Here is a 16,460-nt window from a genome sequence, read left to right on the forward strand (position 1 = left end):
AAACGCAACGTTAGTGTGGAGATGACGCGACTGCAATCGCGTGCAGGAGGTTGACCGGAAGCGGCGGGCCGACGTCTAATCCCCTGCCTTTCAATTCCTCCATTTTCTGCACGGACACATCACATGACCGACTTCCGGACCGCCAAACCATCCGCACTCGGTTTCAGCGGCAAGCGCCTGGACCGGATCAAAGACTGGATGGGCCGCTATGTCGACGGCGGCAAGTTGCCTTTTGCCGAAACGCTGATTGCCCGAAGGGGAGAGATCGTCTTCCACGAGACCATCGGGCATCGCGATGTCGAGAACGACCTGAAGGCAGAGCCGAACGGCATTCACCGGATCTATTCCATGACCAAGCCGATCGTCAGCACGGCGATCATGCAGCTGCTGGAAGACGGCAAGCTTCAGCTCGACGACCCGCTGGCCTGGCACATCCCTGAGCTGGCGAACCTCAAGGTTCTTGGCGAAGACGGCGAGAGCACCAGCGTCGCCAAGACCCAGCCGACCCTGCATCACCTGCTGACCCATACATCCGGCCTGACTTATGGCATCTTCGATCCGGGCCCGGTCGGAAAGGCGCTGCGCAAGGCGAAAATCGACTTCTCCGAGAAACATGGCCGGCTGGACGAGACCGTCGCGAAGCTTGCCGACATCCCGCTGGTCTTCGAGCCTGGCACACGCTGGAACTACGGGGTCTCGACGGACGTGCTCGGGCGTGTGGTGGAAACTGCCTCCGGCATGTCGCTGCCCGAATTCCTGCATGACCGGATTTTCGAGCCGCTCGGCATGGAAGACACTTTCTTCGCCGTGCCATCCGACAAGCTGGACCGGTTCAGCGCCTGCTATGCCAAAACGGAGGATGAAGGCATCCGCCGGATCGACGAGATCGAAGACAGCCGCTATGCGAATTCGGTCACCATGTTCTCCGGCGGCGGCGGGCTCTGCTCCACAACGAAGGACTATCTCCGCTTCATGGAAATGATCCGCACCCATGGCGGCACGGGAAGCGACCCGATCCTCGGACGGAAATCCGTTGAGCTGATGCTGATGAACCATCTGCCCGGTGACATGGCCTCGATAGGCCAGCCTGTGTTCAGCGAAATGCCGATGAACGGTATCGGCTTCGGCCTCGGCGGTTCGGTCGTGATCGATCCGGCGAGGACACAGGTGCTTGGTACAGTGGGCGAGTGGGCATGGGGCGGCGTCGCCTCGACCGGGTTCTGGATCGACCCGGTCGAAGAGCTGAGCGTGGTGCACATGACCCAGCTCATGCCTTCCTCCTCCTACCCGCTGCGCCGCGAATTGCGCACACTGGTCTATCAGGCCATGACGAACTGATAACGATCCCGGCGGCGCTTGCCTGCTGCCGGACGGACTGCAAAACTTACAAAAAATGACTTCAGGGATGGAACAACGTGACCAGGGACCTCGGGACCTACGACTACATCATTGTCGGCGCCGGCAGCGCCGGTTGCGTGCTCGCCAACCGGCTGTCCGCCGACCCGGCGAACAAGGTCCTGCTGCTGGAGGCCGGCGGTAACGACAATTACCACTGGATCCATATCCCGGTCGGCTATCTCTACTGCATCGGCAATCCGCGTACGGACTGGCTGTTCAAGACAGAGTCCGAGCCCGGCCTTGGCGGCCGCGCCCTCAACTATCCGCGCGGCAAGGTGATCGGCGGCTGTTCCTCGATCAATGGCATGATCTATATGCGCGGTCAGGCGCGGGACTATGATCAATGGCGCCAGCTCGGTAATCCCGGCTGGGGCTGGGATGACGTACTGCCCTATTTCACCAGATCCGAAGGCTTTCAGGTCCGCCATGAGGATGGCCGCAACCCGGATGGCGAGCTCCGAGTCGAAAACCAGCGGCTCTCATGGGAGATTCTCGACGCCTTCAAGCAGGCCGCAGTCGAGGCAGGCATTCCGGAGACAGACGATTTCAACCGGGGCAATAACGAGGGCGTCGGCTATTTCCACGTCAACCAGCGCAAGGGTATCCGCTGGAGCGCCGCTACAGCCTTCCTGAAGCCGATCAAGCACCGCTCCAACCTGCATATTGTCACCCACGCCCACGCCAAGGCGCTGGAGTTCGATGGAACGCGCTGTACCGGCATCTCGCTCTCGGTGAAAGGCGAGGATGCTCGCGCCACCTGCAGCGGTGAGTTGGTGCTCTCCGCCGGCGCCATCGGCTCCCCGCAGATCCTGCAACTCTCCGGTATCGGCGATCCCGCCTTGCTGAAAGAGCACGGCATCGATGTGCGGCACGCAAATGCAGAGGTCGGCGGCAATCTGCAGGACCATCTGCAGATCCGCTGCGCCTACAAGGTCTCCGGTGTCGAAACCTTGAACCGGCGCGCCAACTCGTTCTTCGGCAAGATCGGCATCGGCCTGGAATATGCCCTGTTCCGGCGTGGCCCGATGACCATGGCGCCGTCCCAGCTAGGCCTGTTCGCCAAGTCCGATCCCTCCAAGGACACACCGGACTTGGAATATCACGTCCAGCCGCTGTCCCTCGACGCCTTCGGCGAGCCGCTGCATTCCTTCGGGGCCTTTACAGCCAGCGTCTGCAACCTGCGCCCGGAAAGCCGCGGCACGGTCTCGATCAAGAGCGCCGACCCGATGGCGGCACCGGCGATCCGGCCGAACTACCTTGCCTCCGAAGCGGACAAGAAGGTTGCCGCTGACGCTATCAGACTGACCCGTCGCATTGCCGCGCAACCGTCCCTTTCCCGCTACAGCCCGGACGAATTCAAACCGGGGCTTGAGTACTCGGATACCGACGAGTCTCTCGCAGAAGCTGCCGGTCAGGTCGGCACGACGATCTTCCACCCGGTCGGCACCTGCCGAATGGGCGAAGATGCAACGGCGGTAGTCGATCCGGAGCTGAAGCTGAAGGGCTTTCAGAATCTGCGCGTGGTTGACGCCTCGGTGATGCCGACCATCACGTCCGGCAACACCAACGCGCCGACCATCATGATCGCGGAAAAAGCCAGCGACATGATTCTCGCCGCGGCAAGGGCCGGATAGTCAGCTGGTCAGAGCCTGCGGCAAAGGGTGAAGAAAGCCAGCAGTGCGATCAGGCCGGATGCCCCCATGACGGCACACATGGAAAATGCCGTGCCGTCATGCAACGCGCCGACGACGAGAGCCGCAAGTGCCCCGCAACCGAACTGCGCCGCACCAAGCGTTGCAGCCGCGGCGCCGGCGTTTTTCGGATAGCGCGCCATCAACAATGCCATGCCGTTGGCTCCGAGGATCGGCACCATGGCAACGAACACCATCAGCCCCGCCATGATCGTCAGAGGTCCTGCCAGCCCGGCCTCCTCAATCACGACCAGATAGAGCCCTGCCGCGAATGAAATGATAACGCCGGCGGCAAGCAGGCTTTTCAACTCGAAATGCCGGGTCAGACGGCTGTTGGCAAAAGCGGCCGCCATGATCGCTGCCGCATTCATTGCGAACAGCATGGCGTAGAAGCTCGGCGCGATGCCGAAATGCTCGATGAACACAAAGGATGAGCCCGAGATATAAGCGAACAGCCCGGCGAAGACCGCAGCGCTGGATACGGTGAGACCGAAAGCCGGTCCATCTGACAGGATGTGCCAATAGGCTCCAAGCGCCTGCCCGATGGTCATCCCGCCCCGCGCTTCTTTCGAGTGGGTTTCAGGCAGCAGTAGCACCACGACCAGCATAGACAGTGTCCCAAAGCCAAACAGCACCGCGAATATCGCCCGCCAGCCGGAGAACTCGAGCAGAACCGCGCCTGCCAGCGGAGCCAGGATGGGGGCCAAAGTGGTGAGCACCATCATCAGGGAGAGGACACGCGCCGCTTCCTGAGCCGTAAAGAGGTCCCGCACGACCGTCCGGGCCAGAATGGAAGCCGCACCGCCGCCAATTGCCTGAAGCAGGCGCGCGACGATGAGCTGATCGATCCGCTCCACATAAACGCACGCCAGAGAAGCGATGATGAATATCAGGATACCGGCCAGCATGACCGGACGACGGCCGAAACGGTCCGAAATCGGGCCGTAGAGCAACATACCCGCTGAAAATCCCGCCATGAAAATCGCGAGAGTGGCCTGTACCTCGCTTGCCGGCACGCCTAGATCGCGGGCGATTGACGGCAGGGCAGGCAGGTACATGTCGATCGACATCGGCGCAAAGGCGGCAAGCGCTGCCAGCAAGACCACCAGCCCGGATCTGGGCAGCGTAAAACGCGCATTCGCTAACATCGATAAGTGTCTCCAGATAGGCGCTAGACAGGAAAACCGCAAAATTTTTCCGGTTTAGGTCGGCGGAATACTCTTCGGAGCGCCAGAAGCGATTTTCATCGAGATACCACATCATACCGCAATGCAGCGTGTTAAATGGAAAAGTCCTTGCCCAACACGTCTCGGCCATTACGATATTTGCATACAATCCGTCGCGTCCGCGAACGGCCTTACAGGGAAAGAACAATGGATTCTGTCGTCGAAGACAATCAGCTCGGCATGATGAAGTACGGGATCGGCCAGCCGGTAACCCGCTCCGAGGACCCGAAGCTGCTGCGCGGCGAGGGCAATTACACAGACGATGTGAATCTGGACGGCCAGGCCTATGGCGTGATGGTCCGCAGCCCCTATGCGCACGGCACCCTCAACGGAATTGACACCGCGGAGGCGAGCGCGGCACCCGGCGTTATCGCAATCCTGACCGGCGCGGATCTTGATGCCGCCGGCCTCAGCACGATGAAATGCGGACTTCCGCTGAAAGGCCGGGACGGCAGCCCGATCAACTACGTGCCACGCCCGGCACTGGCGACGGACAAGGTGCGCTATGTCGGTGACCCGGTCGCCATCGTGATCGCTGAGACCGCCACACAGGCCCGTGACGCGGCCGAGCTGGTGGAACTGGACATCGATCCCCTGCCCGCCGTCACTGACGCCCGCGCGGCCGCTGAGGCTGGCGCACCACAGCTCTATGACAGCGTCTCCGGCAACACGGCCATCGACTTCCAGTATGGCGACACGAAGAAGGTCGATACCGCCTTCAGGGAGGCATCGCACCAGACCCGGTTGAACATCCGCAACAACCGAATTGTTGTCAGCGCGATGGAGCCGCGCTCGGCAGTCGGCTCATTCGATGCTGCCAGCGAAGGCTATACCTTGAATGTCGGCTGCCAGGGTGTCTTCGGCATGATGAACACTCTGGCCAAGCAGGTGTTCAATATCGAGCCGGAAAAGATGCATGTCGTCACCGGTAATGTCGGCGGCTCGTTCGGTATGAAGGCCGGCGCCTATCCCGAATATATCTGCGTGCTGCATGCAGCGAAGGTGCTGGGGCGGCCCGTAAAGTGGACCGACGACCGGTCCGGCAGCTTCCTTTCCGACTGTCATGGACGTGACCATGACATGACGGCGGAACTGGCGCTGGATGCGGACGGAAAGTTCACCGCACTCAGAATCACCGGATACGGCAATGTCGGCGCCTTTCTGACCGCGGTCTCCCCGATGATGCCAACCATGAACACGCTGAAGAATGCCAACAGCGTCTATCGGCTGCCGCTGATCGAAGTCGCCTCCAAGGCGGTCTTCACCAACACCACACCGGTTACCGCCTATCGCGGCGCCGGGCGGCCGGAAGCGAACTACTATATGGAGCGGTTGATCGAGACGGCCGCGCGGGAAATGGGCATCGACGCCATCGAGTTGCGCCGCCGCAACCAGATCCTGCCGAGCGAAATCCCCTATGCCGCCGCAAATGGCATGAATTACGATAGCGGCGATTTCCCGACCATCATGCAGAAAGCCGTCGAAGCGTCTGACTGGGACGGTTTCGCCGCCCGCAAGGCGGAGAGTGAGAAACGCGGCAAGCTGCGTGGACGCGGTGTCGGCTGCTATCTCGAAGTCACCGCGCCGGTGCAGGAAGAGATGGGCGGCATCCGGTTCGAAGAGAACGGCGACGTCACCATCATCACCGGCACGCTGGATTACGGCCAGGGCCACTGGACGCCTTTCGCCCAGGTGCTGCACCAAAAACTCGGTGTGCCGTTCGAGCGTATCCGGCTTATCCAGGGCGACAGCGCGGAGCTGATCGCAGGCGGCGGAACCGGCGGCTCGAAATCCATCATGGCCAGTGGTGCCGCCATCCTTGAAGCCAGCGACATCGTTATCGACAAAGGCAAAAAGATCGCCGCCCACGTGTTCGAGACGGCGGTCGAGGATATCGTTTTCGAGGGCGGTGCTTTCCAGGTTGCCGGAACGGACCGGACGGTCACCGTCACCGAACTGGCGGAGCAGCTCCGGGGCGGATTGGATCTGCCGGAAGATCTGCCCCGCGATCTCAGCGTGAAGCACATCTTCGACGCCGCCCCGTCGGCCTTCCCGAACGGCTGTCATGTCTGCGAGCTGGAAGTCGATCCGGATACCGGCGTGGTCGAGATCGACCGCTACAACATGGTCAACGATTTCGGCATCGTGGTGAACCCGCTGCTGGTCGAAGGCCAGGCCCATGGCGGTATCGTGCAGGGCCTCGGCCAGGCGCTTATGGAAAATGCCGTCTATGATTCGGAAGGCCAGCTACAAACCGGCAGCTATATGGATTACGCCGTGCCCCGCGCCAGCGACGTGCCGAGCTTCACCTTCGCCACCCACGCGGTTCCGGCGACGACGAACCCGCTCGGTGCCAAGGGCTGTGGCGAGGCCGGCTGTGCCGGCTCCCTGCCCTCGATCATGAACGCGCTGATGGATGCACTGGCGCCGCTGGGCGTGAAGCATATCGACATGCCGGCAACGCCGGAGAAAGTCTGGGCAGCAATCCAAAGCGCAAAGGCCGCCTGAAAAGGCGGCCTTTGCCGGAAATAAAACCGGAGAGTCAGGCGCTTTTTAGATCGATGCGAGCGCCTGCTCAAGGTCCTGAATAAGGTCCCCGACATCCTCGATCCCGATCGAGAAGCGCAGCAGGTCGGCCGGAACCGGCGTGCCCTTGCCTTCGATCGACGCACGATGCTCAACCAGGCTCTCAACGCCACCGAGCGAGGTTGCACGGTGGATCAGCTCGAGATTGGCCGCCGTCTTGATCGCGGCCTTCTCTCCGCCCTCGATCCTGAGCGACAGCATGCCGCCGAAGCCGTCTTCCATCTGTTTCGCCGCCACATCGTGTGTGGCGTGGGTCGGCAGCCCCGGATAGAGCACGGAGGCCACTTTCGGGTGATTGTGGAAATGCTCCGCAATCGCCATGGCATTGTCCGACGCCTTGCGCACCCGGAGATGCAGCGTGCGCATACCGCGCAGCAGCAGCCAGGCCTCGAACGGTCCCATGACCATGCCGTGATCGGTCCGTACCCGGCGGATATCGTCCCACCACTGATCCGCCTTGGCCGCGATCAGGGCGCCGCCAAGCACGTCACTGTGCCCGTTCAGATATTTCGTCGCCGAGTGCATGACCAGATCCGCGCCATGCTCGATCGGGCGGGACAGAACCGGGCTTGCCGCCGTCGAATCAACGCAGAGCTTTGCGCCGGCGCCGTGGGCGAGCTGTGCAAACCAGGCAATGTCGAGGCAGTCCCATAGAGGGTTGGCCGGAGTTTCGATCCAGACCAGCTTGGTCTTGCCCGGCTGCACCAGACCCGCGGCGCTTTCCGGGTTGTTCACATCGAAGAAGTCGATTTCGATCTGCCACTGCGCGCAGAAGTCCAGCAACCAGTTGCGCAGGGCCCAGTACATCACCGTCGGCGCCAGCACATGATCGCCCGGACGCAGGGTCATGAAAGGCGCGACCGCCGCAGACATGCCGGCCGAGAAAATCAGCGCGCCCGCGCCGTTTTCCAGCCGTGCCAGCAGGTCTTCGGCGACGTCGTAAGTCGGGTTCCCGCCGCGGGTATAGACGAACCCCTTGGGATAGCTGTTATCCGCGTCCCGTTCGAAGGTTGTCGAGAGATGGATCGGCGGTGTTACCGCGCCCGTTGTCTCATCGACATGTCCCAGGGCCTGTGCCGAGAGGGTTTCGGGCTTCAGGTCGTTATTGCGCATTGCCGGCTCCGGCGTAGAGTTGGATCTTTGAACCCGACAACTGCCGAGTCGCACATGCCTCTATCACGAGGCGGGAAAAGTGGGAATTGCCCGGATTGTCGCGAGACAAATAAGGCTGCAGTGATTTCCATTGTCCGGAAATCTCTGCAGCCTCATAAAAAGCCGGTCAGACTGTCCGGGTGTCCATTAGAGTCAGGAAGGACACCAATTATCGGGTGGGTCTCCGATACGCGGCGATGAGGGGCACTGCCACGGTTCGTACTGTCTGCCCGGCGGGGCAACTGAACAGGTCGATAGACGAGCACTGTCATTTTCAGGATACGATCCGGGCGGTCAAACTGATAATTCTCTTTTAAAGCACCGTATTAGTTCCTATAACGAATGAATAATTCCGTACCGCTCAGGGGAACACGCTGAAATGGATACTTTGACGGCGATGAAGGTTTTTTGCTCCGTAGTCGAGAATGATAGTCTCGCCGGAGCATCCCGAACCCTCAATGTCTCACCGTCCGTCGTGAGCAAACAGCTCTCCGGACTTGAGGATCGACTGGGCGTACGCCTGCTGAACCGGACAACGCGGCGGGTCAGCCTGACCGAGGTAGGGTCCGCCTACTACGAACGCTGCAAGCGCATCCTGGCCGATGTGGACGAAGCGGAGATCGCGGTCTCGCAGGCACACTCCGCGCCGCGTGGTCTGCTGAAGCTCACCGCACCGACGACCTTCGCGCATCGGCATGTCGCCCCTCACCTACCGGAATTTCTTGATCGCTATCCGGAAGTCGAGGTGCAATTGCTCGTGAACGATCGCGTGGTGGATCTCGTCGATGAGGGGATCGATCTCGCCATCCGGATCGCGCAACTGAAGGATTCCAGCCTGATTGCCCGCAAGCTTGCGGTGAACCACCGCATGCTGGTGGCCAGCCCGGATTACCTGAAGAAATGGGGCCAGCCGGCAACACCGGACCAGCTGAGCGATCATTCGTTGATCACCTATGCGCCGGGTAACCCGATCAACGACTGGCACTTCATGATCGACAACCAGCAGAAGATCCTGCGCGCCAAGGGCACCCTCGCCATGAACAACGGCGACTCGGTGCTGCAGACCGTGCTTGCGGGCGGCGGCCTCGCCATGCTGGCAGCCTTCATGGCCGGTGAGCATGTGAAGAGTGGCAAACTGGTGACGCTGTTGGAAGAGTATGTCCGCGAGGACGTGCCGATCTACGCCGTCTATCCCAGCGGCCGGCATCTCTCACCGAAGGTCCGGGCGTTCGTCGACTTCTTGGTCGATCTCTACAACCCGACGCCTTACTGGCTGTAAAGGCAACATCGTAAAGACCGTCATCCCGTCTTTCGACGGGATGACGGGTAATCAGGTGAAGTGTGGCGGAACCTAGCGCCAGCTCTCGTCCAGCTCGGCGGGCTCGCTGGCGTAACCAGCTTTCTGGATACCCTTGCACGCACAGAATTCGTCTTTTTCGGAGAGATCTCCGCTGACGCCGACGGCACCGATCACCGCACCGTTTTCGAGGATGAGCGCGCCGCCTGGGACGGCCGCGAACTGACCGTCGAAGGCACTGGCAGCCGCAACCTGGAATCCGAGGCGTTCCTTCAGGCGGGCGCCGAGATTGCGGGAAGACTCACCGAAACCGAGGCCACCCCAGGCTTTCGCCGTGGCGATCTCGACACGGCCGATGCCGGAGCCGTCCTGGCGCTTCAGGCACACTACCTGGCCGCCTGCATCGAGCACGACAACCGTCATCGGCAGCATCTTTTCAGCGGTTGCGACGCTCAGAGCCTCGTCGGCGATAATTTCCGCCTTGGCGAGCGGCAGTGCGACGTGGAGCGGGAAGTTCCCAGCCATAGTTAGTCCCCCTAAATCAATCTCATCGGTGTAAATGCTGCACTGCTTATATCACCGTCCCGCACCCCCACGATACGAAGCCAGCATCCGCATCGCGGAAACAGAAAAGGCGGCCGGGAGCACCGACCGCCTTTTTTATTAAGTTCGATATCCGGAATCAGCCGGCGAGTTTCTTCTTCAACAATTCGTTGACCATGGCCGGGTTGGCCTTGCCCTGGCTCTGCTTCATCACCTGACCGACGAAGAAGCCGAACAGCTTGTCCTTGCCGGAGCGATATTCAGCAACCTTCTCGGCCTGAGACGCCATCACACTGTCGATCAACTCTTCGATCGCGCCGGTATCCGTGACCTGACGCAGCCCCTTCTCCTCGACGATTGTCGGCGCGTCCTTGCCACTTTCGAACATCTCCGCGAAGACGTCCTTGGCGATACGGCCGGAGATCGTGTTGTCGGTGATCAGGTCGATCAGCCCGCCCAGCTTCGCCTCGTCGACTGGCGAGTCCGAGAGATCCTTGCCCGCCTTGTTGAGGTTGCCGAACAGCTCGGTGATCATCCAGTTTGCGGCCAGCTTCGGGTCGCGTCCGTCCGCCACCTTCTCATAGAAGGCCGCCGTCTCCTGCTCTTCCACCAGGATAGCGGCGTCATACGGGCTGAGCCCGAAGTCCGCGATGAAGCGCGCCTTCTTGGCGTCCGGCAATTCCGGCAGCTTGGCTTTCTCCGCCTCGACAAACTCCTCGCTGAAAATCAGCGGCAGCAGATCGGGATCCGGGAAGTAGCGGTAATCGTGCGCCTCTTCCTTCGACCGCATGGAGCGGGTCTCGCCTTTGTTAGCGTCAAACAGGCGGGTTTCCTGATCGATGGTACCGCCGTCCTCGATGATCTCGATCTGACGACGTGCTTCGTACTCGATGGCCTGCTGCATGAAGCGGATCGAGTTCATGTTCTTGATCTCGCAGCGGGTGCCGAGCTCATCGCCCGGCTTTCGGACGGAGACGTTCACGTCGGCGCGCATCGAGCCTTCCTGCATGTTGCCGTCGCAGGTGCCGAGATAGCGCAGAATGGAGCGCAGCTTCTTCACATAGGCCGCTGCCTCTTCTGCTGAACGCATGTCCGGACGGGAGACAATTTCCATCAACGCCACGCCGGAGCGGTTCAGGTCGATATAGCTCTTGGTCGGGCTCTGGTCGTGGATCGACTTGCCGGCATCCTGTTCCAGGTGCAGCCGTTCGATTCCGATGGACTTGGACCGCCCGCCCGGCAGATCGACGGTGATTACGCCCTCTCCCACGATCGGCTGCTTGAACTGGCTGATCTGGTAGCCCTGCGGCAGATCCGCGTAGAAATAGTTCTTCCGGTCGAACACGCTGAAGCGGTTGATCGCGGCATTCAGCCCGAGGCCGGTGCGCACGGCCTGGCGGACGCATTCCTCGTTGATCACGGGCAGCATGCCCGGCATGGCGCTGTCGACCAGCGACACCTGGCTGTTCGGCTCGGAGCCGAAGGTGGTCGCCGCGCCGGAGAACAGCTTGGAGTTGGATGTGACCTGGGCATGCACCTCGAGACCGAGGACGATTTCCCAGTCTCCGGTGTTACCCGTGACGAGGTTGGATTTTTCCGCAGTCATCTCACTTCCCTCCCGCAAGGAAGCCCGGCAGGGCATCGAAGCCCGCCGCCTGTTCCAGAACGCCACCGACCTTGAGGACGGTTTCCTCGTCGAACGCCTTGCCCAGCACCTGCAGGCCAAGCGGCAGGCCCTCTCCGGAGAGCCCGACCGGCACTGAAATGCCCGGCAGACCGGCCAGGCTGGCCGGCACGGTGAAGACGTCGTTCAGATACATCTTGATCGGATCGTCCTCATTCTCGCCGATGGCAAAGGCCGCGGACGGCGCGGTCGGCGTCAGGATCGCATCGACGGACTGGTAGGCGTCGTTGAAATCCTTCTGGATCAGCGCCCGGACCTTCTGCGCCTTCAGGTAATAGGCATCGTAATAGCCCGCCGACAGCACGTAGGTGCCGATCAGGATGCGGCGCTTCACCTCGTCGCCGAAGCCTTCGGCGCGGGTGTTCTCGTACATCTCGTTCAGGCTGTCGCCATCGACCCGGAGGCCGTAGCGCACGCCGTCATAGCGGGCCAGGTTGGACGAGGCTTCCGCCGGCGCGATGATGTAGTAGGTCGGCAGCGCGTATTTCGTGTGCGGCAGGGAGATATCGACGATCTCAGCCCCCGCATCCTTCAGCATCGCCGCACCCTTCTGCCAGAGCGCATCAATCTCCGCCGGCATGCCGTCGACCCGGTATTCCTTCGGAATGCCGATCTTCATGCCGCGAACGTCACCGGTCAGTGCCGCCTCGAAATCCGGAACGGCAAGGTCAGCAGAAGTCGAATCCTTCGGATCGTGCCCGGCCATGGCGCCCAGCATCAGGGCTGCGTCGGAAACGGTCCGGGTCAGCGGGCCGGCCTGGTCGAGCGAGGAGGCAAAGGCCACAACGCCCCAGCGCGAGCAACGCCCGTAGGTCGGTTTGATGCCGACGATGCCGCACAGGCTGGCTGGCTGACGGATCGAGCCGCCGGTATCGGTTCCAGTCGCGGCAATTGCAAGTCGCCCCGCCACAGCCGCAGCGGACCCGCCGGAGGAGCCGCCCGGAACCAGCTTCGCGTTATCGCCGCCTGAACGGCGCCACGGGTTCTCGACCGGGCCGTAATGGCTGGTCTCGTTCGAGGAGCCCATGGCGAATTCATCAAGATTGAGCTTGCCGAGCATCACGGCGCCGGCATTCCAGAGATTCTGGCTCACCGTCGATTCGTATTCCGGCTTGAAGCCGTCGAGGATGTGCGAGGCCGCCGTGGTCAGCACGCCCTGGGTACAGAACAGATCCTTGATGCCGATGGGCAGGCCTTCCATGGCCCCGCCTTCACCCTTGGCGAGCTTTTCGTCGGACGCCTTGGCCATCGCCCGCGCCTTGTCCGGCGTCTCGGTGATAAAGGCATTCAGGCTCTTGCCCGCTTCCATGGCGCCGATATAGGCGTCCGTCAGCTCGGTCGAGGATGTCTTTTTCGCCTTCAGCGCGTCGCGCGCGCCGGTCAGGCTGAGAGAGAGAAGATCGCTCATTATTCGACCACCTTCGGAACAGCGTAATAGCCATGCGCCCGGTCTGGCGCGTTGGCCAGAACCCGCTCGGGATAGGCGCCGTCGGTCACCACGTCGGCGCGCAGCGGCAGGCCGTGCCCTGTGACGCTCGCCAGCGGCTCGACATTGTCCGTATTCACTTCGCTCAATTGCTCTACGAAGCCGAGAATAGTGTTCAGATCACCGACCATGGCATCCAGCTGTGCGTCGTCGGTCTTGATACGCGCGAGATGCGCGATTTTCGCGACAGTGGCTTTGTCAAGCGACATCGGATAAGGCTCTCCGTAATATTCGGAAATTCGCGGCAGCCCCATACACCAAGCACAGAGCCGCAAAACGGTGGCGAAGGTATCACCCGGACATGACATTCTGCAACCCCGCCGACCTGCCAGGAATGATGGCCAAGTTCACCCGTATTCTGGGGCTGGACCTCGGATCCAAGACCATAGGCATCGCCATCTCCGACGCGTTCCTCCGCGTCGCCTCCCCGATCACAACCATCCAGCGCCGGAAATTCACCAAGGATGCGGAAGAGCTGGCCCGGATCGTCGAGGAAAAGAATGTCGGCGCCTTCCTGATCGGTCTGCCGCTGAATATGGACGGCACCGAGGGTCCGCGCTGCCAGTCGACCCGGGACTTCGCCCGCGAGCTGATCCTGCGCATCGACCTGCCGGTCGCCTTCTTCGACGAGCGGATGAGCACCATGGCCGTCGAGCGGGCAATGATCGACGCGGACATGACACGGAAGAAACGCGCGGCCCGGGTTGACCAGCTCGCCGCCGCCTACATCCTGCAGGCCGCGCTGGATACGATGCCGGACTGAACCGGCCTGCCCCCGAATACCGCGACAAGACAAAACCAGAGAGACCCGATGTCGATATTGTTCATTACCTCCACTCGGATCGGCGACGCGATTCTCTCGACCGGGATTCTCGCCTGGCTGCATGAACAGTACCCAGAGGACGGCATCACCATCGCCTGCGGCGGGCCGGCGTCGAAGGTGTTCGGCGAAGTGCCGAACCTGGAGGCGCTGCACATCATCAAAAAGCAGCCCAATCATGGCCACTGGTGGAAGCTCTGGCGGGCCATGGCGCCGCGGAAGTGGCGCGTCGTCGTCGACCTGCGCCGCTCCGCCATGCCGTGGCTGCTGCTGGCCGGAAAGCGCTACAGCGTCCCGAAAGACCGAACCGGGCGCCACCGGGTGGAGCTGAACGCCTCGATGTTCGGCTTGCCGTCACTGGCCCCGAAGATCTGGACCGCGCCGGAACACCGGGAGACGGCGGAGAAGTTGCTTGCGGGAGCGAAGAACCCGATCGCCCTCGCCGTCGGCGCCAACTGGGCCGGCAAGACATGGCCGGCCGACCGGTTCGCGGCGCTGGCGGAGCGCATCCGGCAAATGCAAGCCTTCGGTCCGGAAACCGAGATCGTGCTCGTCGGCGGCGCGGACGAGCGGGAAGCCGGAGCGACGCTGCTGGAGAATCAGAGTGGAGGCCGAGTGATCGACGCCTTCGGGCTGGATATCCTGTCGACCTGCGAGGTCCTGAAGAAGTGCCGCCTGATGGTGGCCAACGACTCCGCCATGATGCATCTCGCGGCCGCCTCCGGCATCCCGACCATCGGCCTGTTCGGCCCGACCAAGGACCAGCATTACCGGCCCTGGGGCGAAAACGGCTTCGTCGTCCGCACCCCGGACAGCGCCGATACCCTGATGGCCCGGTTGCGCAGCGATCCTGCATCGGTGACGCACCTGATGGACGGGATTACAGTCGAGGATGTAGCGGCGCAAGTGGAGGAACTGGAAGCGCGCGGCCTGCTGGCGGCACGGTAAGGCACCAGCCCTTCCGGAAGCCCGCATCGACGTATGCGCAAACCTGACAGCATGACTTAACTGTCATGCCCCTTTATTTTCCAAGGCTCGCGTCCGCGTGCGCCCACCATCCCTCTCAAAAACTTATGGACTTCTTCGGGTACAGCCCTGAATTTTCTGGGGCGCTCTGCGTGCATATCTTCCCGATTTCGATCAGGATTAATTGTGTGCCGCAAATGCTGCCTAAACAGGCCAGGAAGACCTGAGGGTAAAAGGAGGGATGTCCATGTCGAAGACGCGAGATAATACGGAGAGCGAACCCTGGAACGGCCCCCGCTGGGCCACCAGCCGGCATAATTTCGATCCCGCGATCGCCGTACCGCCCCGCCCGATCGAACTGCACGACCTGACACTCCGCGATGGCGAGGAATCCGCCGATCTCGCCTTCACCACGGCGGACAAGGTGAAGATCGCCGAGGCTCTGGCCCGCCTCGGCATCAAGCGCACCGAGATTTTCCTGACGGTGCCGGGCTGGCAGGAAGTCATTCGCGAGATCATGCGCCGGGATCTCGGCATGGATTTCTGGGTCACCTGGCAGCCGGGACGGGTCGAGAAAGCGCTCGAGCTCGGCGTGCGGCATGTCATGGTCTGGTATCATATCGGCGACGAGATGCAGCGCCACGTCTTCAAGACCGACCGCGAGGCGCAGTTCGCAAAGATGATCGAGGAGGTTCGAGCGGCCCGCGCGGCGGGTTGTGTCGTGAACCTGTTCATGCCGGAAACCACCCGTGCCGACCTCGACCACATCACGCGCGCCGCCAAGGCCGCGGAGGCGGAAGGCGCCAGTTACGTCACCGTGGTCGACAGCCAGGGCATCGCCCGGCCCGCTGCAATCCGCTTCCTGGTCAGCCATCTGAAGGAACACACCGGCCTGAAGGTCGAAGTGCATTGCCACAACGATTTCGGCCTGGCCGTCGCCAACGTGCTCGGCGGATACGAGGGCGGCGCCGATGTGCTGCAGGTCTCGATCAACGGGATCGGATATCGCGCCGGAAACGCCGCCATGGAGTCCGTCGCGGCAGCGCTCAAAATGATCTACGGCGCCGAGACGGGCCTGCAGCTCGACCGGCTGCCGGAGGTGTGCCAGCTCGTCGAGAGCATCAGCGGCCTGCCGATCGACTATTACAAACCGATCGTCGGCAAAGGCGCCTTCCGGTACGAGCAATGGCGCGCCATCACCGAATTCACCGCGGCGGACGAACGCCGCTTCGCCTTCCCGTTCGAGCCGGAAGTCGTCGGCCGGACCGCGGAGCTCGTCATCGGCAAATGGAGCGATTCCGGCGCCGTCGTTCAGAAACTGGCGGAATACGGCCTCAAGGCGACACCCGAGCAGGTCGGCCGCATCCTCACCCGCAGCCAGCGCGCCGGCACCTCAAGGCACCGGCCGCTGGAGGATGGCGAGTTTCTGGTCATCGCAGAGCAGGAAGGTGCAGCCGACGCAGAGAGCTGAGGTGCGAGACTTGACAAAGCAGACGGCGACCGAGGTTGCTCGGCTGCACGAGGAGATGGCGCGGCAGATCTCGTACCGAAATACGGAGCGTCTGTTCGGGTGGGAGGTGTCGATGATGCTGGTTGGGAGCAAGCACGGAG

Annotated in this window: 13 protein-coding genes; 7 read left to right on the forward strand and 6 right to left on the reverse strand. The window is 62.1% G+C overall.

Going from position 1 to position 16,460, the window contains the following annotated elements:
* Positions 1-123 precede the first annotated feature (123 nt).
* Both K328_RS0106520 and K328_RS0106525 read left to right on the forward strand, forming a co-directional pair.
* On the forward strand, positions 124-1,338 hold the full coding sequence (locus K328_RS0106520; protein ID WP_028465284.1) for a serine hydrolase domain-containing protein: 1,215 nt from the start codon (positions 124-126) through the stop codon (positions 1,336-1,338).
* Positions 1,339-1,415: 77 nt separating this feature from the next.
* Entirely contained in the window at positions 1,416-3,032 is a 1,617-nt protein-coding gene (locus K328_RS0106525; RefSeq protein ID WP_028465285.1) for a GMC family oxidoreductase, read from the forward strand.
* A gap of 8 nt (positions 3,033-3,040) precedes the next feature.
* Here the strand turns inward: K328_RS0106525 and K328_RS0106530 are convergent, their stop codons facing one another.
* Complete coding sequence (locus K328_RS0106530) at positions 3,041-4,237, reverse strand: Bcr/CflA family multidrug efflux MFS transporter (protein WP_051284598.1); 1,197 nt, start codon at positions 4,235-4,237, stop codon at positions 3,041-3,043.
* Positions 4,238-4,462: 225 nt separating this feature from the next.
* On the opposite strand from K328_RS0106530, the gene K328_RS0106535 reads away from it, so the two are divergent.
* Entirely contained in the window at positions 4,463-6,823 is a 2,361-nt protein-coding gene (locus tag K328_RS0106535) for a xanthine dehydrogenase family protein molybdopterin-binding subunit (RefSeq protein ID WP_028465287.1), read from the forward strand.
* Positions 6,824-6,868: 45 nt separating this feature from the next.
* Here K328_RS0106535 and K328_RS0106540 read toward each other — a convergent pair whose 3' ends face one another.
* A complete protein-coding gene (locus K328_RS0106540) occupies positions 6,869-8,014 on the reverse strand; it encodes a trans-sulfuration enzyme family protein (protein WP_028465288.1) in 1,146 nt (381 codons plus the stop codon).
* Between the two features lie 418 nt (positions 8,015-8,432).
* Between K328_RS0106540 and K328_RS0106545 the strand changes: the two genes are divergently transcribed.
* Entirely contained in the window at positions 8,433-9,332 is a 900-nt protein-coding gene (locus tag K328_RS0106545) for a LysR family transcriptional regulator (RefSeq protein ID WP_028465289.1), read from the forward strand.
* A gap of 72 nt (positions 9,333-9,404) precedes the next feature.
* On the opposite strand, the gene K328_RS0106550 is transcribed toward K328_RS0106545, so the two are convergent.
* The 4 genes from K328_RS0106550 to gatC form a co-directional block, all read right to left on the reverse strand.
* Positions 9,405-9,875 carry a GlcG/HbpS family heme-binding protein gene (locus tag K328_RS0106550; RefSeq protein WP_028465290.1) on the reverse strand — a complete coding sequence of 157 codons (471 nt, stop codon included), beginning with the start codon at positions 9,873-9,875 and terminating at the stop codon, positions 9,405-9,407.
* 157 nt (positions 9,876-10,032) lie between these two features.
* Positions 10,033-11,499, reverse strand: coding sequence for an Asp-tRNA(Asn)/Glu-tRNA(Gln) amidotransferase subunit GatB (gene gatB / locus K328_RS0106555; RefSeq protein ID WP_028465291.1), 1,467 nt, complete (start codon positions 11,497-11,499; stop codon positions 10,033-10,035).
* Position 11,500: 1 nt separating this feature from the next.
* On the reverse strand, positions 11,501-12,985 hold the full coding sequence (gatA, locus tag K328_RS0106560) for an Asp-tRNA(Asn)/Glu-tRNA(Gln) amidotransferase subunit GatA (protein ID WP_028465292.1): 1,485 nt from the start codon (positions 12,983-12,985) through the stop codon (positions 11,501-11,503).
* Positions 12,985-13,272, reverse strand: a complete 288-nt coding sequence (gatC, locus tag K328_RS0106565) for an Asp-tRNA(Asn)/Glu-tRNA(Gln) amidotransferase subunit GatC (protein WP_028465293.1) — start codon at positions 13,270-13,272, stop codon at positions 12,985-12,987. The genes gatA and gatC overlap by 1 nt, the downstream gene beginning before the upstream one ends.
* A 92-nt stretch (positions 13,273-13,364) precedes the next feature.
* On the opposite strand from gatC, the gene ruvX reads away from it, so the two are divergent.
* The 3 genes from ruvX (at position 13,365) to K328_RS0106580 (ending at position 16,320) form a co-directional block, all read left to right on the forward strand.
* Complete coding sequence (ruvX, locus tag K328_RS0106570; protein ID WP_051284599.1) at positions 13,365-13,826, forward strand: Holliday junction resolvase RuvX; 462 nt, start codon at positions 13,365-13,367, stop codon at positions 13,824-13,826.
* 48 nt (positions 13,827-13,874) lie between these two features.
* Positions 13,875-14,831: a glycosyltransferase family 9 protein gene (locus K328_RS0106575; protein WP_028465295.1), complete on the forward strand. Its 957-nt coding sequence runs from the start codon at positions 13,875-13,877 to the stop codon at positions 14,829-14,831.
* A gap of 265 nt (positions 14,832-15,096) precedes the next feature.
* The gene (locus K328_RS0106580; protein ID WP_036553204.1) at positions 15,097-16,320 is read left to right on the forward strand and encodes a LeuA family protein; all 1,224 of its coding nucleotides are present in this window, start codon (positions 15,097-15,099) and stop codon (positions 16,318-16,320) included.
* Positions 16,321-16,460 lie beyond the last annotated feature (140 nt).

The sequence above is a fragment of the Nisaea denitrificans DSM 18348 genome, assembly GCF_000426505.1.
Classification (GTDB): Bacteria; Pseudomonadota; Alphaproteobacteria; order Thalassobaculales; family Thalassobaculaceae; genus Nisaea; species Nisaea denitrificans.

Coding starts and splice junctions, on each gene's coding strand:
- gatC (WP_028465293.1), bottom strand. CDS start 13,272: ATGTCGCTTGACAAAGCCACTGTCGCGAAAATCGCGCATCTCGCGCGT.
- K328_RS0106580 (WP_036553204.1), top strand. CDS start 15,097: ATGTCGAAGACGCGAGATAATACGGAGAGCGAACCCTGGAACGGCCCC.
- gatB (WP_028465291.1), bottom strand. CDS start 11,499: ATGACTGCGGAAAAATCCAACCTCGTCACGGGTAACACCGGAGACTGG.
- ruvX (WP_051284599.1), top strand. CDS start 13,365: ATGACATTCTGCAACCCCGCCGACCTGCCAGGAATGATGGCCAAGTTC.
- K328_RS0106535 (WP_028465287.1), top strand. CDS start 4,463: ATGGATTCTGTCGTCGAAGACAATCAGCTCGGCATGATGAAGTACGGG.
- K328_RS0106530 (WP_051284598.1), bottom strand. CDS start 4,237: ATGTTAGCGAATGCGCGTTTTACGCTGCCCAGATCCGGGCTGGTGGTC.
- gatA (WP_028465292.1), bottom strand. CDS start 12,985: ATGAGCGATCTTCTCTCTCTCAGCCTGACCGGCGCGCGCGACGCGCTG.
- K328_RS0106550 (WP_028465290.1), bottom strand. CDS start 9,875: ATGGCTGGGAACTTCCCGCTCCACGTCGCACTGCCGCTCGCCAAGGCG.
- K328_RS0106545 (WP_028465289.1), top strand. CDS start 8,433: ATGGATACTTTGACGGCGATGAAGGTTTTTTGCTCCGTAGTCGAGAAT.
- K328_RS0106575 (WP_028465295.1), top strand. CDS start 13,875: ATGTCGATATTGTTCATTACCTCCACTCGGATCGGCGACGCGATTCTC.
- K328_RS0106520 (WP_028465284.1), top strand. CDS start 124: ATGACCGACTTCCGGACCGCCAAACCATCCGCACTCGGTTTCAGCGGC.
- K328_RS0106540 (WP_028465288.1), bottom strand. CDS start 8,014: ATGCGCAATAACGACCTGAAGCCCGAAACCCTCTCGGCACAGGCCCTG.